Genomic DNA, 21,223 nt, shown 5'->3' with positions numbered 1-21,223 from the left:
GACGGTGACTGACGTGCACGAGTGACCCGTGACGGTTCTGGTTCGCGAAGCCCCCGTTTCGTGAACCAGAACCGTCACTCGTTGCCGGGGATGCACCTTCCCCGCGGCGAGCAACCGGCGGCAAACTCCGAACTCCGAACTCCGAACTCCGGACCCCGAACCCCGAACCCCGAACCGCGAACGTGCGATCACGGCGGGCCGCCGCACGCTTCCCAGGAGGCGCCCGTACGCTCGTGCTGCTCTTCCCGCTCCGCCCGCCCAGCACCCGCCCAGCCCGTCGAGAGGTCCCGTCATGCGCCGTGTCGGCATCACCCTCGCCTCGGTGTTCGGCGCCGGGATCGTGGCGGTCGGCATCGGCGTGGTCGTCCTCGTGGTGATCGCGGTCAACTCGCTCGCCGGCATCGCGAAGTCGAGCGCCGCCACCCCGACTCCCGCGTGCCCGGCCGTCGCCTCGAAGACGATCGGCGGGATGGTCGTGCCGGCCGGCCCCGTCGGTGGCTTCTGTCAGGACCGCCTGGTGAACGCCGCGCACGTGATCGAAGCCGCCCAGGCGCTCGGCATCGGCCCGCACACGCAGGCCGTCGGGGTGATGACCGCGATCGGCGAGTCCAGCCTGGTGAACCTGGACCACGGCGACGCCGCGGGCCCGGACAGCCGCGGCCTGTTCCAGCAGCGCGACAACGGCGCGTGGGGCACGTACGAGCAGCGGATGGACCCGTACACGGCCGCGTCGATGTTCTACGCGAAGCTCGTGAAGGTCCCCGGGTGGAAGACGATGACCCCGACGCAGGTGGCGCACGCGGTGCAGATCAACTCGGACCCGGACCACTACGCGAAGTCGTGGCCGCAGGCGAAGGCGATCGTCGAGGAGCTCACCGGCCAGGACGTGCCGGACGCCGCTCCCCAGGGCTGACCGCTCACGAGGCCACCGCCTGCGTCTCCTCGTCGAACTCGACGATCGCGGCTCCCCCGGAGTGCACGACGACCTGGGCGCGGAGCCGGACCGACTGCTCGTCGAGGGCACACGCGCAGGCGTCGACCCACTCCCAGTCCACCGGGTAGAGCCGGTCGGCGTCGGGGCGTTCCCACACGAGCACGACGTCGACGGCCCCGAGCTGCGCCACGATGTCCGCGATCAGGGCCGCGAAGTCGTCGACGTGTTCGTCCGGGGAGTACGGCAGGTCAGCGATCGGCAACAGGAACGGGATCGACATCCCACGGTCGTCGAGGAACAGCACCCAACACTGCCGGCGCAGCGGTCGTTCGACGACGGCTTCGACGAGTCGGACGACATCGTGGTCGGTGCGGACGGGTTCACGGATCAGGCGGTCGAGCATCTCGGTGTCAGGCATGGCTCCAGCGTGGCGAACCGGAAGCCACCGCCCGAAGCGCGATCCGGGTTCTGTGGATAGCCGCTCCACGAACCCAGCCTGTGAGGGAAGAGTGCCTCAGATGCCGTGCGTGACCGAGCTGTCGACGAGCAGCAGCGAGGCGAAGAACACCGCGACGATCGCCGCCATGCCGACGAGCACCACCGGCCAGGTCAGCCGACGCCGCACGAGCCGCAGGACACAGACGGCGATCGTCGCGACCAGCACCGCCGCCACGATGATCGGCCCCACGACGACGACCGAGTCCCCCAGCGTCTCGTTGCAGGTGTTGCCTGGCGCCGCGCACGACACGAACGCCAGCGACATGAGCTTGATCCCCCACCCCGCTGCCAACGCACCGACCGTGAGCACGACGAGCAGCGCGGTGGAGGCGACCACGTCCGCGACGCGGCTGCGGCCTGCCAGGGGGTGCCGGGCCTCCCGACCGAAGCGCGCCGGACCGGACCCGAGTGGAGCCGGACCCGTCCCAGGACCCGTCCCGGGGGCCGGGCCGCTCTGCCGCGCGGGCGCGTCCATCAGGAGCGCCGGCCGCGCGTCGACCAGAGGGCGAGCGCGATGAGGACGGGCTGACCGAACAGGCGGACGAAGCGCTTCTCGTCGCTGTCCAGGCCGAAGGCGTCGCGACGGTTGACCCACTGCGACAGGTTGCCGGGGAAGATCACCGTGAAGAACAGGGCCGCGACCGAGCCGACGAAGCGGCGGGCCGGCTTCGGAGCGAGCACCAGGGCCGAGCCGAGCGTGATCTCCGCGACCCCCGACGCGAGCACCGTCGTGTCGTCGTCCAGCGGGACGAACTCGGGGACCTGCGCCGTGAACTCCTTGCGCGCGAAGGTGAGGTGGCTCGTGCCCGCGACGACGAGGGCCAGGCCGAGCAGGACGCGGAAGAAGGAACGCATGCCTCCATGGTGCCCGTTCCCGCGACCGGGTGCCCGCGCTGCGCGACTCGGACGTGTTCGAAGCGAGGTTCACTCGCTACCATGCGGTCCATGGGAGCAGTCGCTCGAGACCACGAACCGCCGGCAGCCCCGGCGACCTTCGCGGTGGTGCTCGGACCGGTCGCGTTCTACCTCGGCATCATCGTGCCCGCACAGTCGACCGTGCAGCACGTGCTGCTCGGTGCGGTGTTCGGGCTGGTGTGCGTGCTCAGTGGCTGGCGGGCGATCCGGATCGCCGGTCGTCGCCGGGCCGTGCAGGTCTGGTCGTGGATCGGCATCGTGATCGGGAGCGCCGGGCTCGTCATGCTCGTCTGGCAGGTGCTCGTGATCGTGACCGGGGGCGCGTTCCCGGCGCCGTTCTGGTCGCCGTACGCCAACCGCTGAAGCCGGGTCACCAACCGAGCGTGCCGGGCGCGCCCTTGAACGGCCCGACGATGTCCGCCGTGATCCAGCCGCCGTAGAAGTCGCCGTCCTGCGCCTGGACCCGTTCGCCGCCGACCTCGCACGAGTCCATCGCCGACGGGTAGATCGCGACGCGTTCCCGCAGCGACTCGTAGCCCGGGACCGGTGTCGGGTAGTTCCAGGCGGCACGGCTCGCGACCGTCCTGTCACCACCGACGACGTCGAAGTAGCGCGCCAGGCCCTTGAACTCGCACATGCTCGAACCCGGCGCCTTGACCAACGCACCCTCGGCCAGGTCGGCCATCGGCAGGTAGTAGACCGGCGGGTGCGAGGTCTCGAGCACGCGGACGGCGTCGGTCGTGTCGGCAACGACCGTGCCGCCCAGACGGACGACGACGCGGGCGGTGACCCGCTCGACGGCGGGCGGGCGGGGGTAGTCCCAGACGGACTCCTGGCCGGGGCCGGGCTCGGTCCTCTTCGGGTGGCGCATGCTCCAGGTGTACGCCCGGTGCCTGCGGTGCAGCCGCGTGCGTGCGGCCGGGCGCCTGTGCGCGCGTTGGGGCGTTCTTTCGCGCCGAGCGACAGTTCACGGGTCCGGCGGTGCGTGAAGTGTCGCCCAGCGCGAAACCCCGCCGCCGGAACGCGCGCACCCCGCCCGTGCGCACGATCCCCTCCGGGTGCACCATGGGCGGGTGACGACGACGACACGCAGCCTGTTCCGACGGAAGCCCATCGACACGATCGATGACGAGGCCGGGGGCGAGGGCGGCCTGAAACGGCACCTCGGCCTGTGGCAGCTCACCGCGATCGGCATCGGCGGCATCATCGGAGCCGGCATCTTCACCCTCGCCGGCACCGTCGCGAACGGCGTCGCCGGACCCGCGGTGCTGATCAGCTTCCTGGTCGCCGGGGTCGCGAGCGCCGCCGCCGCGCTGTCGTACGCCGAGTTCGCCGGGCTCATCCCGAAGGCCGGCAGCGCGTACACGTACGGCTACGCGGTGCTCGGCGAGATCGTCGGGTGGTTCATCGGCTGGGACCTGCTGCTCGAGTACACGGCGATCGTGGCGGTGGTCGCGATCGGCATCTCCGGCTACGTGGGGTTCCTGGTCGGCCAGTTCGGCATCGACCTGCCCGCGTGGATGCTCGGCGCCCCGGGCACCGGTGACGGCCACGTGATCGACGTCTTCGCGATCGCGCTGTGCCTGCTCACCGCGTTCGTGCTCACGCGCGGCATCCGCAGCGCCGCCCGGTTCGAGTTCGTCGCCGTCGGCATCAAGGTGGCGCTCGTCGTGCTCATCGTCGTGCTCGGCGTGTTCCACATCAACAGCGCCAACTACTTCCCGTACTTCCCGTTCGGCTTCGGCGGCGTGATGACCGGCGCCGCGACCGTGTTCTTCGCCGTGTTCGGCTACGACGCCATGTCCACCGCGGCCGAGGAGTCCACCGACGCCCGCAAGCACATGCCGAAGGCGATCCTGCTGTCCCTCGGCATCTCGATGGTGCTGTACGTCCTGGCGACCCTCGTGCTCACGGGGATGCAGAAGTACACCGACATCGACCCGGCGTCGGGCTTCTCGTCGGCGTTCGAGTCGGTCGGACTCGGCGGCGTCGCCAACGTCATCGCGATCGGCGCCATCGTCGGCATCGTCACGGTGCTCGTGACGTTCATGCTCGGCGCCTCGCGCGTCTGGTTCTCGATGAGCCGCGACGGCCTGATGCCGAAGTGGTTCGCGAAGACCGACCCGAAGCGGCACGTGCCGACCCGGGTGACCTGGATCCTCGGCATCGCGTCGGCGATCCTGGCCGGGGTGCTGCCGATCGGTGTCGTCGCGGAGCTCACGAACATCGGCATCCTGCTCGCGTTCGTGGTGGTGTGCTCGGCCGTGGTGGTGCTGCGCTACCGGCAGCCCGACCTGGACCGCCAGTTCCGGCTGCCGTTCATGCCCGTCATCCCGATCATCGGCGTCATCGCGTCGCTGTGGCTCATCACGTTCCTGCAGTGGGAGACGTGGGTGCGGTTCGCGATCTGGTTCGCGATCGGGCTCGGCGTCTACTTCGGGTACTCGCGGAAGCACAGCAAGCTGGCCGAGCCGGCAAAGCGCTGAGCACAGCCGACGAGGCGCCGAGCGCAGCCGACGCCCGCGCCCCTCAGCGCCGCAACGTCTCCCGCGGGTACTCCCCGAACCGGTTCGCGTACACCGAGGCGAAGCGCCCCATGTGCGCGAAGCCCCACCGCCGGGCGACGTCCGCCACCGAGGTCGCCTGCGGGTCGAGGATCCGCAGCTCCTCGTGCACCCGTCCGAGCCGCACCTCGCGCAGGTACGTCATCGGCGAGCGCTCGAACGCCCGCTGGAACGACTCCTGGATCCCCCGGATGCTCAGCCCCGCGGCCTGCGCGATGTCGGCCACGGTGAGCGGTTGGTGGGCGTGCGCCTGGATGAACTCGACCGCGGCCCGGAGTCGTCCGTCACTGCGGGTGCCGTAGCCCGCGGGGAACCGCTCGGCCTGCAGCGGGTACATGCGGAACAGGGCCCGGGCGACGTCACGCTGCGCCTCGTGCCAGGCGAGGGACTCGTCGCCCTCCTCGCGCAGCGCACGGAGCGCGCCGGACACGGCGGCCCGCCATTGGCCCAGAGCTGCGGAGTCAGGCGTCGTCGTGGTGTCGAACGCCATGGTGCCGTCGACCAGGTGCTCCTCGGCGGCGACGTCGAGCACCAGGTCACGGCGCAGGTGCACCAGGCGCTGGTCCCAGTCCTGGTACTCCATCTCGAACCGGCGCTCGACGGGGAACAGGGTGGGGATGCCGGGCTGCATGCGGACCTCGTCGCGGCCGACGTCGACGCGGGCCTCGCCCCGTTCGAGCCACTGCACCACGACCTCGCCCTCGGTGGCGACGTCACCGCGCAGGTACCCGTGCATCTGGGAACGGCGGACACTCAGCCGTTCGTCACCGACACCGACGTACTTGAACCAGTAGTCCTGGTCGAGGGCCCGGGAGTACCAGGCCTTGCCCGCGTACATGCCGGCGAGCGAGCTGATGGCGTCGTCGGTGTCCTGACCGGCCACGGCGACGAGCGAACGTGGCTGGGCGGGGCGTGCAGCAGGATCGGAACCCGGAGCGGGCGCCTGCGACTCGGTCGTGTCGGTCATGGGAACACCTCTCTCTCCTGGAGCAGAGCGGTGTGGTCACCTCCGGGTGGTCCCCGGCCTGCCCTCTCACGCTAGGGAGCAGCGGGTGGACGTACAACCGGGTTGCGCTCTGCGGCCTAACGGCCGGTCCAGCGCACCCAACCGTGTACCTGAGCGGCCGCGCTCTCGAAGGACGAGTGCCCGCCGGTCAGCGAGTGGTCCGGTGAATCGACCGTGTACGTGTCGGTCCGGGTGATGTCGCACACGACCTCGGCGTCGATCCACCCGTTCCAGTGGTCGGCTGAGTCGCGTACCCACCGCAGTCGGTCCGGCATGCGCTTCCAATCGGTTCCGTGGACCGCTGTCGTCGCGCTCCGAGTTGGACGGTAGTCCTGTCAGATGTTCGTCGCACAGGGTGGCGGCGGGGATCGTCGGTGGCGACTGGCACGATGGTCCCGTGCCTGCTGCCCCGATGATCGACGCCGTCGACGTCATCCGCTTCGTCGGGCCGCAGACCTTCGGCCGCGCACGCGACGTCGTCCGCGCCGGCCTGGTCGACGACGCCACCTGGCACGACGACGACGGCACGGTCACCGCGGTCGTGTCCGGCACCGCCGACGACCCGTACGAACTCCGCGTCGACACCACCCCCGCGCGCGGCGACTTCGTCCGCCCGGTCCGCAGCACCTGCAGCTGCCCGCTCGGCGGCGACTGCAAGCACGTCGCGGCCGCGCTCCTCACCATCAACGCCCGCGCCCTCGCCGCGAGCGCCGGCCCACGCCCGGAAGCGCCGGCTCCGCCGCCCTCGGACTGGAGGCACGACCTCGCCCGCCTCGCCGGTGACGACGAGCGGGCGCCCACCCCGCAGGGCACCAGGATGGGACTGCAGTTCGAGTTGCGTGACGCGGTTCCCGCCAAACTCGCCTCGCGAGCCCGTGCCGCCGGCCGCGCCCTGCCGGCACCGTCCCGCAGCGTGCGGCTCGGGGTCCGTCCGGTGACCCGCAGCGACGCCGGCAACTGGGTGCGCGGGCAGCTGACCTGGGGCACGCTCCCCTACTCGCAGAACCGGCTCGGCGTCGGTGCCGAGCAGCACGCCTGGTTCCTGCAGCTCGCCGCCCTGCACCGCGCGGGGCAGCTCGCGGGCCTGCCGGGTGAGAGCGACTGGCTGCACCTCGACGACTTCCGGAGCCCCTTGCTCTGGCCGCTCCTGCAGCAGGCCGCGGCGCTCGACATCGCGTTCGTCACGGGCAAGCGCGAGGGCGGTGCGGTCCTCGGCACGCAGGCCCAGGTGCTGCTCGACGTGGCCCGGCACGGCGACGCCGTGGTGATCGGTGCGAGTGCCGTGCTCGACGGCCGGCCCGTGGTGCCCGGAGCAGCGCGGATGATCGGCGACCAGGGCGTCTACGTGTTCCGCGAGAGCCCCGAGTTCACGGTGGCCGTCGCCCCGACCCCGGCGCCGGTGCCCGAGGACCAGCGACGGATGCTCCTCGAGGGCACCCGGATCACCGTGCCGACCGCCGAGGTCGACGAGTTCCTGGCCGACTGGTCACCCCGGTTGCGCGGTGCCCTCGGGCTGGTCAGCTCCGACGGCTCGGTGGAGCTGCCCGAGCGCACCCCGCCCGAGCTCGTGCTCACCGCCACCTTCGAGCCCGCCAGGGCGCCGCGCACCGACGACCGCGTGCACCTGCACTGGCGTTGGCACGTCGACGGCCGGAAGGACCCGGTGTCCCTGCACGGCCCGCTCCCCGACCTGTCCGGGCTCCGTGCCGCCGACGATCCGACAGGCACCGACGACCCACCCGTGACGGAGCCAGCCACGGCGGCCGCGGCCGCGGAGCCGACCACGGCGACGACGCAGGCCGACGACGCGACGCAGGCCGGGCCTCCCGTCCGCCCTGCCGGACCCGGTGGCGGACTGGACTGGTTCCAGGACGGCACCGTCGACGGGGCCGACGTCGCGGTGTTCGCGAACGAGTTCCTGCCCGAGCTGCCGTCGCTCGGCGTGCGCACGGTCGTACAGGGTGAGCGGCTCGACTACGAGCGGTTGAGCGGGCGGCCGCACATCCGCGTCACGACGATGCCGTCGGACAAGCACGATTGGTTCGACCTCGGCATCATCGTGAGCGTCAACGGCAAGCAGATCCCCTTCACGCCGCTGCTCACCGCGCTCGCGGGTCGGCAGCGACGGCTCAAGCTCGTCGACAACTCGTACCTGTCGCTGGCCGACCCCGCGTTCGATCGGCTCAAGGAACTCATCGACGAGGCCCGCGACCTGGACGAGTGGGAGCCCGACCAGCCGATCGCCGTCACGCCCCTGCACGCCGGGCTGTGGTCGGAGTTCGACCTGCTGGCTGACGAGACCTCGCACGACGAGCGGTGGCAGGCGATCGCCTCGGGGCTGCTCGGGGCGACTCCCCCGGGTGACGTCCCCGTGCCGGACACCGTGTGCGCCGACCTGCGGCCGTACCAGCACGCCGGGTACGCGTGGCTGTCGTTCCTGGTGACGCACGGCATCGGCGGGGTGCTCGCCGACGACATGGGGCTCGGCAAGACGCTGCAGGTGCTCGCGATGGTCGCCGCCCGTCGTGCCGCGGAGCCCGACGCTCCCCCGTTCCTCGTCGTCGCGCCGACCTCGGTCGTCGGCAACTGGGCTGCCGAGGCCGCCAAGTTCGTGCCGTCGCTGCGGGTCGCGACGGTGACCTCGACGTCGCTGAAGGACCCGGGGCTCGTCGCGCGCACCGCCGCCGCGTCGGACGTCGTCGTCACCTCGTACGCGCTGCTCCGGCTCGACGCCCGCGCCTGGATCGACCTGCCGTGGTCGGCGCTGGTGCTCGACGAGGCCCAGTTCGTGAAGAACCCGCAGTCCCAGACCCACCGTGTGGCCTCGGAGCTGCAGGCACCGGTGAAGTTCGCGATCACCGGCACACCGCTCGAGAACGGCCTGACGGACCTGTGGGCACTGTTCCACATCGTCGCGCCCGGGCTGCTGTCCACCTGGACCCGGTTCGGCGACGACTACGTGAAGCCCCTCGCCTCGCCCGAGCTCCGCGGCGGGGCCCGGCAGGAACTCACCGGGCGGCTGCGCCGACGGATCCGGCCGCTCATGCTCCGCCGCACCAAGGAAGCCGTCGCGGCCGACCTGCCCCCGAAGCAGGAGCAGGTCGTCCGGGTCACGCTCGACCCCGCGCACCGGGAGCTGTACGAGCGCACCCTGAACCGGGAGCGCCTGAAGGTCCTCGACCTGATCGACGACCTGTCGAAGAACCGGATGATCGTGTTCCGGTCGCTGACCCTGCTGCGGATGCTCGCGCTGTCGCCGGCCCTGGTGTCGTCCGGGTCGTCGTCGTCGGACTCGGACGTCACGTCGGGATCGACCCCGATCCCCTCCGCCAAGCTCGACCTGCTGCTCGACGAACTCGAACAGCTCGCAGCAGAGGGCCGTCGCGCCCTGGTGTTCAGCCAGTTCACCTCGTTCCTGCGGATGGTCTCGGACGCCCTCGACGCCCGAGGGATCGGCTACGAGTACCTCGACGGCTCCACCCGCAAGCGCCCGGAGGTCATCGAGCGCTTCCGGCAGGGCACCGCTCCGGCGTTCCTCATCTCGTTGAAGGCGGGCGGGTTCGGGCTCACCCTGACCGAGGCGGACACCGTGTTCGTCCTCGACCCGTGGTGGAACCCCGCCGCCGAGTCCCAGGCCGTCGACCGCACGCACCGCATCGGGCAGACCCGGTCGGTCAGCGTCCAACGGTTCATCGCCGAGGACACCATCGAGGAGAAGGTCCTCGCCCTCGCCGCGCGCAAGGCCGAGCTGTTCGCCACGATGATCGACGACGACGCCCTGTTCGCCGACGACCTGACCGCCGACGACATCCGCTCCCTGCTGACCTGAGCCGCCGCCCGCGCCCCCGTTCGACCCGCACCACGTTCCGCCCCGCACCACCTGGAGTCCCACCGCATGACGTCCCGCCGACGCCGCAGCCGCATCACCCTGACCTCCGTCCTCATCGTCCTGGCCCTCGCCGTCGGCGGGTACGCGCTCGACGCCACCGGTGTCCTCGGACCCGACGCCGACGCTGCGGGCGGCCCCACAGCCGTGGAGACGACCACCATCGGCCCGCAGCAGGCGTCGTCGGGGGCGAGCCCCGCCTCCAGTCCGACCGTCAGCCGCGGAACCGACGCCGACGCGGTCCGCGCACGCACCCAGCTCGCCGGCCTGCCCGTCAAGGGCAAGGCAGCCGGTACCGGCTACGACCGCACCGGCGACTTCGGCAGTGCCTGGCTCGACGTCGACCGCAACGGGTGCGACACCCGGAACGACGTCCTCGCCCGCGACCTCGCCGACATCACCCGCGAGGGCCGCTGCAAGGTCCTCACGGGCACCCTCGTCTCGCCGTACACGGGTGCGACGGTGGACTTCGTGCGCGGCAACACGACCTCGACCCTCGTGCAGATCGACCACGTCGTCGCACTCGAGAACGCGTGGCGCACCGGAGCGCAGCGGCTCACCGAGACCGAGCGGCAGGCGCTGGCGAACGACCCGGTGAACCTGTTCGCCGTCGACGGGCGGTCCAACTCGCAGAAGGGCTCCGGCGACGCGGCGACCTGGCTCCCCGCGAACAAGGCGTTCCGCTGCACCTACATCGAGCACCAGGTCACGGTGAAGGCGAAGTACCGCCTGTGGGTGGCCCCGGCGGAGCGGGACGCGATGGTGCGGGTGCTGGACGCCTGCTGACGCGGTCACTAAACGACAGGTGTAGTATAGGTATCTCGATGCAGATGCATCGATCGGACTCGCTGCCCCACCGCGGACCCCGAGCCCTTCACCGTCGAAGACCTCAGGAGGCCTCCCACCATGCCCGAAACCACCACCGGCGCCACCCGCTTCGCCGACCGCGTCGTCCTCATCACCGGCGGCGGCTCCGGCCTCGGCCGCGCGACCGCCGTCCGCCTGGCCGCCGAAGGCGCTGCGCTGTCCCTGGTCGACGTCTCCGAGCAGGGGCTCGAGGCAACGAAGACCGCCGTGCTCGAGGCAAACCCGGACGCGCAGGTCCTGACGACCGTCGCCGACGTGTCCGACGAGGCCCAGGTCGACGCCTACGTCACCGCCACGACCGAGCGTTTCGGCCGCATCGACGGCTTCTTCAACAACGCCGGCATCGAGGGCAAGCAGAACCCCACGGAGTCCTTCACCGCCGCCGAGTTCGACAAGGTCGTGTCGATCAACCTGCGTGGCGTGTTCCTCGGGCTCGAGAAGGTGCTCAAGGTCATGCGTGAGCAGGGCTCCGGCATGGTCGTGAACACCGCGAGCGTCGGCGGCATCCGCGGCATCGGCAACCAGTCCGGGTACGCGGCAGCCAAGCACGGCGTCGTCGGCCTCACCCGCAACTCGGCCGTCGAGTACGGCCGCTACGGCATCCGCATCAACGCCATCGCCCCCGGTGCCATCTGGACGCCCATGGTCGAGAACTCGATGAAGCAGCTCGACGCGGAGAACCCGCGCAAGGCCGCCGAGGAGTTCATCCAGGTCAACCCGACGAAGCGCTACGGCGAGGCCCCCGAGATCGCCGCCGTCGTCGCCTTCCTGCTGTCCGACGACGCGTCCTACGTCAACGCGACGGTCGTCCCGATCGACGGCGGGCAGTCGGCCGCGTACTGAGACCGTCACCTCCGATGCCCGGCGCACGTCCGCGTGCGCCGGGCATCGGCCTGGAGGCGCGGCTCGGCTCCGCCGTGTCCGCCGGCCGTGACAGCATGGCTGGCGTGAGTACCGATGAGACGAACGGATCAGCCTTCGGCCGAGGCGTCGACAAGGCCCCGCCGACCGCGGCCGCCGAACTGCGACGGAGGATGGCGGCCTCGCCCGCGGGCTTCCTGCGCAGCGCGGCGTGGGTCCCATGGAAGGCGGCGGGTACCCCGGAGGCCGGCAGCGTCGCCCACGTCATGATCCGGGACAAGCCGTTCGTGCCCGTCTTCACCGACCCGGACGAACTCGCCGCCGGCCTGCCCGACGCCGAGGGGCGTCCGGTGCCGATGTCCGAGCTCGTGTCCGCGCTCCCCGAGGAGTTCGGCATCGTGGTCGACCCCACGAGTGCGGCCGAGGCGAACTTCCTGCACGCCGACGTCCTCGCCGAGATGCGGGCACAGATGCAGGGTGGCGTCCCGACCAGCGACGACTGACCCGCTCCGTCTGCGGCTCAGACCGTTCGTCGTCAGGCAGCCGCCATCGCCGCGGCAGCGACCGCCCACCAGTAGCCGAGCAGACCACCCGCCGGAACGGCCAAGACCGCGAGGACCCGAGCCCGACGCATGAGGCTGCGGCGGGAGCACGCGTCGGCGATCTCGCGTTCGAGTCGCTCGAAGCGCTGGACGTCGCGGAGTGTGTCGTTGATGACCACGGCATCGACGTGCCAGGTGCCCCGTTCCTCCGCCAGCATCGACAGGAAGCGCACGGCTTCGTCGGAGTGCGCACGTGGCAGGCCGCGGATCCAGCTCCCCACACGCTCGGGCTCGAGGACCACGGCTGCCGGCGGCTTCTTGCCGAACCGGAGCTCGGCGGCCGCGACCACCAGGATCGGCTGCACGAGGATCGGACCACCCGCTGCAGCCGACAGCAGTGCGGTGGCACGCTCTCCCTCGGCCAGCGCGCGGTGCACGTGCGGCGTTCGTTGGCCGTTCACCAGCAGTGTGCGTCCGCCCGCCCAGACCGCGTGGCCAGAGTGGTTCTTCGTGTTGATCGAGAAGACGCCGGTCGGACCGACGACGACGTGGTCGATGTCCGTGCTGCCCGCCCCGACCGGGACGGCGTGCAAGACCGTGAAGTCCGGGCCGAGTTCCTCGAGCTGTGCCGCCACCTGCCGCTCGCCGATCGCTCCCTTGAACCACGAACGGGCTTCGGGCCGCAGCGGGTCGTGCCCCCAGAACCGCTGCCAGGTCGTCAGCGCGCGGCCGTCGGCCTGGATCGCGAGACACTGCTGCATCACGGCGTACCCGGGCTTGCGGGCGCGGAGTGTCAGCGGCGCCGTTCCCTTCGGGCTCGGACGGTCCGCGGTGATCGTGCGCTCCCCCATGCCTCCACCGTTCCAGGACGACGTCTGGTCCGGCCAGCCCTCGTTCTGGCGTCACAGCGCGGCGGGTGGGTCCGTGGTTTCGCGCCGTTGACGGTTCTGGTTCACGATCCTCGGGCTTCGCGAACCAGAACCGTCACGCAGCGCTGGCTCACCCGGCGTGCTCCGCGACGACCACACAGGTCACGGACACCACGATCGCCACGACGGTCGCGGTGCCGACAGCGACCGCCCATCCCTGCGACCTCGTCCGTCGAATGGCCTGCCCGAGCCCGAGGGGCATCCGGTGCCGATGTCTGGGTGATGGTAGCGGTCTGCCACCTTCACTCCTGGCCAGCCCGTCAACCCAGTTCTGGGGATCGCTCACGTCAGCGGCGCCCATCAAGATGGGTCCGTTGGACCGAGTGGACGGGGGAACGACGATGCCGTTGGGCGGGCCAGGACCACGAGATTGGTCCCCTCCGGATTACTCGTCAGGACCCTCGCGAAGCGGTGCTCGCCGGCTGCCGACGCTCCACGCACCCTCACCGCTACTGAACTCGAAACCACGCAGGCGCACGAGGCCCTGGGCGTTCGCGACCCTTGCGATGCTGCTCGGCTTCGGCAGCGTGGTCATCGCACTCGTCGAGCCGCAACAGTCCGGGATCCAGACGGGCTTCATCGTCTCGACGATCGGCATCTCGGCGATCGTCTTCGGCGTGCAGGCAATCAAGACCGCACGATGGGGCTCGGCCAAGGCGCGGGCATTCGGTCGCGGAGGTGCGATCCTCGGCAGCGTCGGGACGGCGCTCATGGTGTACGCGGTCATCGGGTCCGCTCTGGCGGGTACCGGTGTCCACCTGCCAGCACTCTCGCTCCCCCTTGACGGCCGGAGCGCTGCCAGCGGCCCGGTTGCGGTCCCGCAACGCCCGGCCGTCGCTGCTCCGGTGGAGTCTGCTGTTCCGGCAGCGACGCCGGAACCTGCCGCGCCGCCAGCTCCGGCGACTGTCGAGACCGAGCGGTCGGCCGTCGTACAGAGCGCCGGCACGCTCGCCTTCGTCATGAAGCAGAGGTTCGGCGCAGGCCCGTACCCGTCAACCCTGTCGGTCGGGATGACGGCGCCGGAGCGGATCCTCCTGCCCGACGGCACCGGGCTCGCTGGCGTTCCTGATGGCGCACGCGTCCTGTACTCCGTCGCCCCGGACGGCTCCGCGTGGACCGTCACGATCATCGGAGCGCGGTTCGGGGCGGTGGCGACCTACAGCTCGACGATCGGCACGGTCGAGTCGGACTGACTTCCCACCGGTCAGCGGCGCGGTTCGACGAGCTCGATGAAGCGGGACAACAGCGAGAGTCCCGCGATCGACGGGGGCAACCCGGTGGTCAGCGCCGGCGAGTGCACGAGGTACGCCGCCCACTTCGCCCGCGAAATCGCCACGTTCAACCGGTTCGGCATGAGCAGGAAATCGAGGCCGCGCGGGATGTCCGCTGCGCTCGACGCTGCCAGGGACACGATCGACACGACGGCCTCGCGGCCCTGGAACAGGTCGACCGTGCCGACTTGCGTGCCGGTGAAGCCAGCGCGGTCGAGCTCCTGCCGGATCAATGCCCCCTGCGCGTTGTACGGCGCCACCACGATGACGTCCTCGTCGGTCAGCGCCCGGGTGTCGGAACCGTCGGTCCAGGTGCGGCCGACGACGTCACCGACGAGTGCGACGACCCGGGCGGCCTCTTCAGCAGAGGACGTCGTGTTGCCCGCGTGCACGACCGGCACCGGGTGCACGCCCGCGTCGACGCCGTCGAGGTGCCGTCCGGAGACCATCGAGGTCAGCTGCCCGTCGTAGGACAGGGCGGAGACGGACTCGGTCAGTGCGGGCTCCATGCGGCGGGTGCGGGCGAGGAAGTACCCGAACTCCGGCGGCAGGACGTGCTGTCCGTCGGCGAGCCAGCCGAGCGCGGACTCGTCGACGGGCTCCGGGTGCGAGCCCTGCGACACCTGGGGCAGCTGCTGGGGGTCCCCGAGCAGCAGGAGCCGGGTCGCGGCGACCGACGACGCAATGGTCGGGGCGAGGGAGAACTGTCCGGCCTCGTCGACCACGAGCAGGTCGAGGGAACGGCGCTCGACCGTCGACTCGTTTGCGAACGTCCACGCCGTGCCGCCGACGACGCCGCCGGTGCCCGAGGACTCGCACGAGGAGAGGAACGCGGCGACGGCGGCACCGTTCTTCACCGGGGTCCAGGCCGCGGCGTCGAGCTCGTCCTCGGTCGCGCCTGACTTCGGCACCTTCACGACCCGGTCCGCGGGGACGCCGGCGTTCACGACCGAGGTCAGGAAGTTCTCCGACGTCGCGTGTGACTGGCCGACGACCCCGACGCGCCAGCCGTACTCGCGGACGAGCCGGGCGACGACGTTCGAGCCGACGTAGGTCTTGCCCGTGCCGGGAGGGCCCTGGATCGCCAGGTACGACCGGTCGAGGCCGAGCAGGGTCGAGACGACGGCCGACACCGTGTCGTCACCCTGCACCGGGACGACCGGACCACGCGGGGGCACCCGGCGCAGCAGGTCGAGCGCGGGGTCGGGCAGCATCGCCGGCAGCTCGTCGAGCACGGCCTGACCCCACCACGCGATCGCCTCGGGCTGGGGCTTCGCTCGGGGCGGTGCCGACGGGGCGAAGGCCACCGGGAACTCGTGGTGCAGTTCGCCACCGACGGGCAGGCCCTCTTTCACGAGGACCTCGACGGCATCGCCGTTGTCCCACACGTCCACGATCACGGCGCGCGACGACGCGCCCTTCGACCCGGGGCCCGGAGAGGCGACCGATGGCGGAAGCGGGTCGTCGTAGACCAGGTGGGGCGTGCCTCCAGGCCGGAGCCGCGAGCCGGGCGCGAGCGTCCCCGACAACCGGAGTTCCCGCGACTGCGAGCGGGCACGCGGCAGCGTGTCCCAGTCGCGCTCGACGGACGCACGCTCCACGACCAGGACGTCACGCGTGTCGGCCCAGTCGTCGACCGGGTTCCGCAGGCGGTCGAAGTGGTCCTGCCAGAAGGTCTTGGCCTCGCGGCGGTGGTAGTCGATCGCGGCTGCGGCGAGCGCCAACGCGGTCTGGTCAGGGGTGCGGTCGAGGGCGTCGACGTCCTCGAGCTGCGCGGCAAGGGCGACGTACACCGGATTGGGCTCGCGCTCGACGGGGATCGGTGGGACCTCGAGCTCGAGCGCGGGGTCGGCCGCATCGGGGTCGTCGGTGCGCAGCGAGCGGAGCCAGTCGCGCAGGCGCAGGGTCGAGCGGCAGTCGTAGGCGTTGTAGTCGGCGACCTGGTCGAGCATCCGCTGCCCCTCGACGGCGTCACCGTTCCGGAGTTCCTCGATCGCGTCGACGTAGGCGGTGATGCTGTCCGCGGCGTTCGTGACGTCGCTCTCGCGCAGGTCCGAGCCCATGTACAGCGGTTCGAGCTTCTTGATCGAGTAGCTGTGACTGCCGACGACCAGGGCCTTGCGGACGATCGGGTACAGGTCGACCAGGACCCCGGCGCGCAGCAGGTCGTCGACGGCCTCTTCACCCACCCCGTGCCGGGCGGCGAGCGACAGCAGGTGCGTCCGCTCGTAGGCCGCGTAGTGGTAGATGTGCATGCCCGGGTACTGCTGCCGCCGGGCCTCGATGAACGCGAGGAACTGCTCCAGCGCGACTCGCTCGTCGCGGATGGTGTGCGCCCAGAACGCGGTGAACTCGGCGCGGTCGTCGACCAGGCCGAACAGGTAGTCGAGGCCCCAGTGCACGCCGTCCTCGGTGTGCAGCGGGTCGCCCTCGAAGTCGAAGAAGACGTCGCCCGGGTCGGGTGCCGGGATCGCGTCGAGCGCGCGGGCGTCGAGGACCTCGAAGCGCGGCTTCACGGGCTGGCCCGGCCCGTCGGCGCCCTTCCGTCGGGCGTCTTCCGACTCGATCTGGAGGCTCGCCTGCCGTACCAGCCGATCCTGCGTCGCGCGGGACAAGCCCGGTACTGCCCCGGTGCGGACCGCCAGGTCGTCGATCGTCCGCACCTCGTGCTTGATGAGCTTCGCCCGTTGGTCGAGGCGCATGCCCGCGACGAGCACGAGGTCGCGGTGCTCGGCGACCTGGGTCGAACAGACGGCGCATCGGCCGCACGACGAGTAGCGCAGGTCGCCCCACTGCAGTGACTCGTCGGCGGCGATGCGCTCGGCGATGACCCGCTGCAGTTCGGCGCGCTGCGTGCGGTACACCGGCGCGATGTCGGCGAGGTCGTGCGTGGTGGTCGTCCGGTCGCCGAGCACCAGGTGCACCTGCTCACCGGTGGGGATGCCGTGCGCCTGCATCTGCTCGGCGTACGCGGCGAGCTGCAGCAGGGCGCTGATCTTGGCGTGGCGGGCGAGCTTGGTGTCGTAGACCTCGTACTCGCCGCGGTCGTTGCGGATGATGAAGTCCGCGAAGCCGATGAACCCGGGGGCGTCGGCGGTCGGTGCTGCGTGGAACGTCGGCTGGTACAGCACGTCGGCGCCGTCGGCGAAGGCCTGTCGTGCTTCGGCCGCGGCGCGTGCGTAGTCCGGCGGTGCGGGACGGTCGAACTCGACGACGGCGCGGGTCTGTTTGAGGATCTCGAGGTAGTCGAGCTCGTGCTGGTCCCCCAGCCGAGCCGTGCGCTCGAGCATGTCGTCGTGCACGTCCGGCAGGGCCTCCCCGCGGCCGAGCTTGGCGTCGAGGCGGCGGAGGAACGCCCACTCGCAGGCCGACCACGTGCTCAGGTCACTCGGGCTGAGCAGCACGTGCCCGTCGACGCCGATCTGCATGCGCTCCCCCTTGCTCTTCGGTGCGCTGAAAGCCTAGGGGTGGGCGCCGACACCGACCCCGTCGGGTCGCCGGACGGTCAGCCGATCGGCACGAACCGAGGCCCGTCGTACCCGTCGCGCGTGACGTGCGCGGTGAAGTCGGCGAGCGAGCGCACCCAGTGCCCGCGTTCGCCGTAGAGCGCCTGGTACACGACCACGGGCTCCTCGGTCTCCACATCACGGGCGACGAGCAGCACCTCGTAGTCGTTCCCCTTGAAGTGCCGGTACCGCCCAGGTGTCACGTCGTCGCTCACACCCCGACACTAAGCGCTCCTACACTCGCCCCATGACGGAGCACGCACGCACCGAGCACGCCCGCACGGACCGCGGACTCGACCGCCTGGTGAACTTCTCCGACGCCACCGTCGCGATCGCCATCACGCTGCTGATCCTGCCCCTGGTCGACATCGCCAGCGAGATGTCCTCGGGCGAGAGCGCCGGCGACCTGCTCCGCCAGCACTGGCCCGCGCTGCTCGAGTTCCTCATCACCTTCTGGCTGATCTCCCGGTTCTGGATCCTCCACCACCAGGTGTTCGAGCACGTGCGGTCCTACAACCCGCGGATCATGCAGCTGAACTTCGTGTGGCTCATCAGCATCGTGTTCCTGCCGTTCGCCGCCAACCTGCTCAACAGCGGCGAGAACGACGACCGTGTGGCCCACGCGCTCTACCTCGGCAGCATGGTCGTGACGAGCCTCGCGCTCACCGCCATCGAACTCGTGCTCCGACGGAACCCCGAGTTGCTCGCCACGCCGCTGGGCGACTCGGCGCGTGGTCTCATCGCCGCCGGACTGCTGTCGGCGGCGCTGGTCTTGTCGGTGGTGTTCCCGAGCATCGGCCTGCTGTGGGCGCTGCTGTTGCTGTTGCAGGGCGCGGTCGCCCGGCTGCTCCGACGCGTCTGAGCACGATGCGCTCCGGTTCGCCTGTCCGCGACCGTACTGCGGCACCCCGTTCGAGCGTGCGGCGCGTTCCGACCAGCCCCGCCGATCGGTGGCACATCGCCTTGAAAAGTATGCCTGTTCAAGCGAAGCGGAGATCGGTCGAGCGACAGCCGGCGAGACCCGACACTTGCTCCCCGTCACGTTCGGTCACGTTGGCCCCGAACGCCGCCGAACCACGTACCGTCACGGCATGACCGTCATCATGGCCGTCGCCGTGCTCGTGGGAGTCCTCGCACTCGCCACGCTGCTCGGCCTGCTCCTGCGCGCAAAGACCGGCCGCGCACGGACCACGACGGCACCGGGCGACGCCGGGACGGTCGCCGACCTCGCCCCCGCCGAGGCATTCGGCACCCGTGCCACCCTCGTCCAGTTCTCCACCCCGACCTGTGCCCGCTGCCCCGCGACCGCCCGGCACCTGGACTCCGTCGCAGCCCGACACGACGGCGTCACCCGACTGGAGATCGACCTCGCCGAGCACCCCGGACTGGCGAGCCGCTTCAACGTCCTGCAGACCCCCACGGTCCTGCTCGTCGACGGTTCCCGGACCGTTCGCACCCGCTTCGGAGGCCCACCCCGCCCACCCGAGCTCACCGCAGCCCTCGACGCCGTCCTGACTGCAGGCAGCACAGACACCAGACGCAGCACCGGCGCCCCAGGAACCACCGGCACCCAGGAGTCCCGATGACCACCACGACCGACCCCACGCGCGGCATCGACCCGCGCTCCCCACGCTTCGGCGCCGCCATCACCACGGTGCTCCTCGCCGCGACGATCGTCCTCACGCTGATCCCCGAGACGTGGGTCGCCGGCATCGTGCTGCTCGCGGTCATCGTCGCGCTGTTCGCCGTCGGAGGCATCGCCGGCATCCGCCGCCACCCCTACGGCGCACTCTTCCGACGGGTCGTCCGCCCACGCCTGGCCCCGCCCGCCGAACTCGAGGCTCCGGAACCCCCGACCTTCGCCCAGCAGGTCGGCCTGTTCGTGACCGCGGTCGCGCTGCTCCTCGCACTGCTCGGCGTGCCGTACGCCGCACCGATCGGTGCCGCGGTCGCCCTGGTCGCCGCGTTCCTCAACGCCGTCTTCGACGTCTGCATCGGCTGCCTGCTCTACGTGTGGCTGGTCCGCGCGGGGGTCTTCCGTCCGCGACGCGGCGTCGCCTGACGGCTTCCTGGAGGCCCGCCCCACCTCGACCACACCGCCAGCGCCCGACGGGTGCTCGGCTCCAGAACACGGCTCTGCCCCGCCCCGTAGGGTGAGCGGGTGGGGGAAGACGAACGAATCATCCGGCGTGCCTGGCGTCGTACCGCCCTGGTCGCGTCGATCGCCGCGGTCGCCGGAGCGGTGGCAGGTTGGGCAACCTCGCGGACCGAGGACGGCTGGACCGTCGCCTTGGCGATCTTCACGTGCGTCACCGTGCTGGTGGGTATGGCCGGGATGCTCTCGTTGCTCCCCGCCACGGCACGCGCGTCGTCGATCATCACGCAGGCGACCGAGGGCCTGACGAGAGACCGCCGCAAGGTCATCAAAGGAGCCATCCGCTCGGGCGTTCCGCTCGCGGAGGACGCGGGCCCCGAACTGCAGCACCGCGCGCTCACCCTCGCTCGCGGGACCGCCGCGTTCAACGGGCTGATCCTCGTCCAGAACCTCCTGCTGTTCGCAGGAGCCGCAGCTCCCCAGTTCGCCCGAGTCGTCACCGGCGATGGCAACGCGATCATCAGCCGGATCTTCCTGGCGCTCTTCGTCGTCGAAATGGTGTTCGTCGTGCCGTTGCTGGTCGTCCGAGGCCGCCGAGCTCGGCGCTACGCAGAAGCCGCGGCGGCCGACAACGAACGCCGCACCACTACTCCGATCCTTCTCGCATGACCGCCGTGTCGGAAGTGCCAGCCACCCCCGAGGCCGTTGCCCGCCGAGCCTGGCGCAGAACCGCCGTCATCGTCACGATCGGTGTGGTCCTCGGTGCGGTCGGCGGGTCGCTCTTCGCACGGCAGGACAGCGCGCTCGAGACCACCCTCGCGATCGTCGGCATCGCTGCAGGAGTGGGTGGTCTTCTCGGCACCTTCTCGATGCTCACCACGACGCTCCGCCGATCCTCCGACATGCAGGCGCCGATCGATGGGCTCTCACGCTTCGGCCGGAAGACGCTCGCGCAGGCGATCGCGAGCGGGACCCCGATCGAACCAGCCGACTCCGACCTCGCACGACGGGCATTCGACCTCGCCCGTCTCCGCGCTGCCTACCAACCGGTCGCGCTCGGCCAGTTCCTGCTGCTCTACGTGGGGATTGCTGGCCCGCAGATCCCGAACCTGTTCGACGACAACTCGTTCGTAGCTGGCCTCAGTCGCATCATCTGCGGAGCACTCCTCGTCGTGGCTGCCGCCATGTCCCCCGTCATTCTGCGTCAGACCCGGGCTGCACGACGCTACGTGCAGGCGGCCACGGCGGTAACCGCCCACCAGCGCTGACTCAGTAGGCCTGCCGCACCTCGTGCTCCTACGGTGATCCTTCGCCCTGTACGGTAAAACACCAGTACAAGGTTTCAAGGG

Annotated in this window: 21 protein-coding genes and 1 pseudogene; 13 read left to right on the top strand and 9 right to left on the bottom strand. The window is 71.0% G+C overall.

The annotated features are described in order from the left end of the window. Nucleotides 1-292 precede the first annotated feature (292 nt). Nucleotides 293-913 (top strand): hypothetical protein, encoded by a 621-nt coding sequence (locus DEJ20_RS07045; RefSeq protein ID WP_111236077.1) that lies wholly within the window; start codon nucleotides 293-295, stop codon nucleotides 911-913. Between the two features lie 4 nt (nucleotides 914-917). Here DEJ20_RS07045 and DEJ20_RS07040 read toward each other — a convergent pair whose 3' ends face one another. The 3 genes and pseudogenes from DEJ20_RS07040 to DEJ20_RS07030 all read right to left on the bottom strand — a co-directional run bounded on the left by DEJ20_RS07040 (nucleotide 918) and on the right by DEJ20_RS07030 (nucleotide 2,287). Next, the gene (locus DEJ20_RS07040; protein WP_111236078.1) at nucleotides 918-1,352 is read right to left on the bottom strand and encodes a hypothetical protein; all 435 of its coding nucleotides are present in this window, start codon (nucleotides 1,350-1,352) and stop codon (nucleotides 918-920) included. A 96-nt stretch (nucleotides 1,353-1,448) separates the two neighbouring features. Next, nucleotides 1,449-1,940: pseudogene (locus DEJ20_RS07035) on the bottom strand (DUF6264 family protein); the annotation flags it as partial. Beyond that, nucleotides 1,907-2,287: a DoxX family protein gene (locus DEJ20_RS07030; protein ID WP_071404200.1), complete on the bottom strand. Its 381-nt coding sequence runs from the start codon at nucleotides 2,285-2,287 to the stop codon at nucleotides 1,907-1,909. The pseudogene DEJ20_RS07035 and the gene DEJ20_RS07030, both read right to left, overlap by 34 nt. A 90-nt stretch (nucleotides 2,288-2,377) precedes the next feature. Between DEJ20_RS07030 and DEJ20_RS07025 the strand changes: the two genes are divergently transcribed. After that, nucleotides 2,378-2,710, top strand: a complete 333-nt coding sequence (locus tag DEJ20_RS07025) for a hypothetical protein (protein WP_146245467.1) — start codon at nucleotides 2,378-2,380, stop codon at nucleotides 2,708-2,710. A gap of 7 nt (nucleotides 2,711-2,717) precedes the next feature. Here the strand turns inward: DEJ20_RS07025 and DEJ20_RS07020 are convergent, their stop codons facing one another. Then, nucleotides 2,718-3,218 (bottom strand): DUF427 domain-containing protein, encoded by a 501-nt coding sequence (locus DEJ20_RS07020; RefSeq protein ID WP_111236081.1) that lies wholly within the window; start codon nucleotides 3,216-3,218, stop codon nucleotides 2,718-2,720. Nucleotides 3,219-3,420: 202 nt separating this feature from the next. Here DEJ20_RS07020 and DEJ20_RS07015 point away from each other — a divergent pair, with 202 nt between their 5' ends. Continuing rightward, nucleotides 3,421-4,833: an amino acid permease gene (locus DEJ20_RS07015; RefSeq protein WP_111236082.1), complete on the top strand. Its 1,413-nt coding sequence runs from the start codon at nucleotides 3,421-3,423 to the stop codon at nucleotides 4,831-4,833. Nucleotides 4,834-4,876: 43 nt separating this feature from the next. Here the strand turns inward: DEJ20_RS07015 and DEJ20_RS07010 are convergent, their stop codons facing one another. Both DEJ20_RS07010 and DEJ20_RS07005 read right to left on the bottom strand, forming a co-directional pair. Next, nucleotides 4,877-5,878 carry an AraC family transcriptional regulator gene (locus DEJ20_RS07010; RefSeq protein ID WP_111236083.1) on the bottom strand — a complete coding sequence of 334 codons (1,002 nt, stop codon included), beginning with the start codon at nucleotides 5,876-5,878 and terminating at the stop codon, nucleotides 4,877-4,879. A 116-nt stretch (nucleotides 5,879-5,994) separates the two neighbouring features. Beyond that, a complete protein-coding gene (locus DEJ20_RS07005; protein ID WP_027465181.1) occupies nucleotides 5,995-6,192 on the bottom strand; it encodes a hypothetical protein in 198 nt (65 codons plus the stop codon). A 122-nt stretch (nucleotides 6,193-6,314) separates the two neighbouring features. Between DEJ20_RS07005 and DEJ20_RS07000 the strand changes: the two genes are divergently transcribed. The 4 genes from DEJ20_RS07000 (at nucleotide 6,315) to DEJ20_RS06985 (ending at nucleotide 12,034) form a co-directional block, all read left to right on the top strand. Beyond that, nucleotides 6,315-9,746, top strand: coding sequence for a DEAD/DEAH box helicase (locus tag DEJ20_RS07000; RefSeq protein ID WP_146245468.1), 3,432 nt, complete (start codon nucleotides 6,315-6,317; stop codon nucleotides 9,744-9,746). Nucleotides 9,747-9,812: 66 nt separating this feature from the next. After that, complete coding sequence (locus DEJ20_RS06995; protein WP_258377221.1) at nucleotides 9,813-10,589, top strand: HNH endonuclease family protein; 777 nt, start codon at nucleotides 9,813-9,815, stop codon at nucleotides 10,587-10,589. 120 nt (nucleotides 10,590-10,709) lie between these two features. Then, on the top strand, nucleotides 10,710-11,513 hold the full coding sequence (locus tag DEJ20_RS06990; protein WP_111236085.1) for an SDR family oxidoreductase: 804 nt from the start codon (nucleotides 10,710-10,712) through the stop codon (nucleotides 11,511-11,513). A gap of 104 nt (nucleotides 11,514-11,617) precedes the next feature. After that, nucleotides 11,618-12,034, top strand: coding sequence for an SseB family protein (locus DEJ20_RS06985; protein WP_181431606.1), 417 nt, complete (start codon nucleotides 11,618-11,620; stop codon nucleotides 12,032-12,034). Between the two features lie 32 nt (nucleotides 12,035-12,066). Here DEJ20_RS06985 and DEJ20_RS06980 read toward each other — a convergent pair whose 3' ends face one another. After that, nucleotides 12,067-12,924: a nuclease-related domain-containing protein gene (locus tag DEJ20_RS06980; protein WP_111236087.1), complete on the bottom strand. Its 858-nt coding sequence runs from the start codon at nucleotides 12,922-12,924 to the stop codon at nucleotides 12,067-12,069. A 584-nt stretch (nucleotides 12,925-13,508) separates the two neighbouring features. Here DEJ20_RS06980 and DEJ20_RS06975 point away from each other — a divergent pair. After that, nucleotides 13,509-14,195, top strand: a complete 687-nt coding sequence (locus DEJ20_RS06975; RefSeq protein WP_111236088.1) for a hypothetical protein — start codon at nucleotides 13,509-13,511, stop codon at nucleotides 14,193-14,195. 11 nt (nucleotides 14,196-14,206) lie between these two features. Here DEJ20_RS06975 and DEJ20_RS06970 read toward each other — a convergent pair whose 3' ends face one another. Next, nucleotides 14,207-17,701 carry a TM0106 family RecB-like putative nuclease gene (locus tag DEJ20_RS06970; protein WP_111236089.1) on the bottom strand — a complete coding sequence of 1,165 codons (3,495 nt, stop codon included), beginning with the start codon at nucleotides 17,699-17,701 and terminating at the stop codon, nucleotides 14,207-14,209. A gap of 77 nt (nucleotides 17,702-17,778) precedes the next feature. Continuing rightward, nucleotides 17,779-17,994, bottom strand: coding sequence for a DUF1653 domain-containing protein (locus DEJ20_RS06965; protein WP_181431607.1), 216 nt, complete (start codon nucleotides 17,992-17,994; stop codon nucleotides 17,779-17,781). A 32-nt stretch (nucleotides 17,995-18,026) separates the two neighbouring features. On the opposite strand from DEJ20_RS06965, the gene DEJ20_RS06960 reads away from it, so the two are divergent. The 5 genes from DEJ20_RS06960 (at nucleotide 18,027) to DEJ20_RS06940 (ending at nucleotide 21,142) form a co-directional block, all read left to right on the top strand. Further along, complete coding sequence (locus DEJ20_RS06960; protein WP_111236090.1) at nucleotides 18,027-18,641, top strand: TMEM175 family protein; 615 nt, start codon at nucleotides 18,027-18,029, stop codon at nucleotides 18,639-18,641. A gap of 229 nt (nucleotides 18,642-18,870) precedes the next feature. After that, nucleotides 18,871-19,365 (top strand): thioredoxin family protein, encoded by a 495-nt coding sequence (locus DEJ20_RS06955; RefSeq protein ID WP_111236091.1) that lies wholly within the window; start codon nucleotides 18,871-18,873, stop codon nucleotides 19,363-19,365. Continuing rightward, on the top strand, nucleotides 19,362-19,841 hold the full coding sequence (locus DEJ20_RS06950) for a DUF4395 domain-containing protein (protein WP_111236092.1): 480 nt from the start codon (nucleotides 19,362-19,364) through the stop codon (nucleotides 19,839-19,841). Before DEJ20_RS06955 ends, DEJ20_RS06950 begins: the two co-directional genes overlap by 4 nt. Nucleotides 19,842-20,069: 228 nt before the next feature. After that, nucleotides 20,070-20,543 carry a hypothetical protein gene (locus DEJ20_RS06945; protein ID WP_146245469.1) on the top strand — a complete coding sequence of 158 codons (474 nt, stop codon included), beginning with the start codon at nucleotides 20,070-20,072 and terminating at the stop codon, nucleotides 20,541-20,543. Further along, the gene (locus DEJ20_RS06940) at nucleotides 20,540-21,142 is read left to right on the top strand and encodes a hypothetical protein (protein WP_111236094.1); all 603 of its coding nucleotides are present in this window, start codon (nucleotides 20,540-20,542) and stop codon (nucleotides 21,140-21,142) included. Before DEJ20_RS06945 ends, DEJ20_RS06940 begins: the two co-directional genes overlap by 4 nt. Nucleotides 21,143-21,223 lie beyond the last annotated feature (81 nt).

It is taken from the genome of Curtobacterium sp. MCSS17_005 (genome assembly GCF_003234225.2).
Taxonomy (GTDB): Bacteria; Actinomycetota; Actinomycetes; order Actinomycetales; family Microbacteriaceae; genus Curtobacterium; species Curtobacterium flaccumfaciens.
The sequence above is the reverse complement of the archived record's forward strand: the minus strand, read 5'-3'. Positions and strand labels throughout refer to the sequence as shown.

Coding starts and splice junctions, on each gene's coding strand:
- DEJ20_RS07030 (WP_071404200.1), bottom strand. CDS start 2,287: ATGCGTTCCTTCTTCCGCGTCCTGCTCGGCCTGGCCCTCGTCGTCGCG.
- DEJ20_RS06995 (WP_258377221.1), top strand. CDS start 9,813: ATGACGTCCCGCCGACGCCGCAGCCGCATCACCCTGACCTCCGTCCTC.
- DEJ20_RS06975 (WP_111236088.1), top strand. CDS start 13,509: ATGCTGCTCGGCTTCGGCAGCGTGGTCATCGCACTCGTCGAGCCGCAA.
- DEJ20_RS07040 (WP_111236078.1), bottom strand. CDS start 1,352: ATGCCTGACACCGAGATGCTCGACCGCCTGATCCGTGAACCCGTCCGC.
- DEJ20_RS06960 (WP_111236090.1), top strand. CDS start 18,027: ATGACGGAGCACGCACGCACCGAGCACGCCCGCACGGACCGCGGACTC.
- DEJ20_RS06990 (WP_111236085.1), top strand. CDS start 10,710: ATGCCCGAAACCACCACCGGCGCCACCCGCTTCGCCGACCGCGTCGTC.
- DEJ20_RS07005 (WP_027465181.1), bottom strand. CDS start 6,192: ATGCCGGACCGACTGCGGTGGGTACGCGACTCAGCCGACCACTGGAAC.
- DEJ20_RS07010 (WP_111236083.1), bottom strand. CDS start 5,878: ATGACCGACACGACCGAGTCGCAGGCGCCCGCTCCGGGTTCCGATCCT.
- DEJ20_RS06970 (WP_111236089.1), bottom strand. CDS start 17,701: ATGCAGATCGGCGTCGACGGGCACGTGCTGCTCAGCCCGAGTGACCTG.
- DEJ20_RS07045 (WP_111236077.1), top strand. CDS start 293: ATGCGCCGTGTCGGCATCACCCTCGCCTCGGTGTTCGGCGCCGGGATC.
- DEJ20_RS06980 (WP_111236087.1), bottom strand. CDS start 12,924: ATGGGGGAGCGCACGATCACCGCGGACCGTCCGAGCCCGAAGGGAACG.
- DEJ20_RS07025 (WP_146245467.1), top strand. CDS start 2,378: ATGGGAGCAGTCGCTCGAGACCACGAACCGCCGGCAGCCCCGGCGACC.
- DEJ20_RS07020 (WP_111236081.1), bottom strand. CDS start 3,218: ATGCGCCACCCGAAGAGGACCGAGCCCGGCCCCGGCCAGGAGTCCGTC.
- DEJ20_RS06940 (WP_111236094.1), top strand. CDS start 20,540: ATGACCGCCGTGTCGGAAGTGCCAGCCACCCCCGAGGCCGTTGCCCGC.
- DEJ20_RS06955 (WP_111236091.1), top strand. CDS start 18,871: ATGACCGTCATCATGGCCGTCGCCGTGCTCGTGGGAGTCCTCGCACTC.
- DEJ20_RS06950 (WP_111236092.1), top strand. CDS start 19,362: ATGACCACCACGACCGACCCCACGCGCGGCATCGACCCGCGCTCCCCA.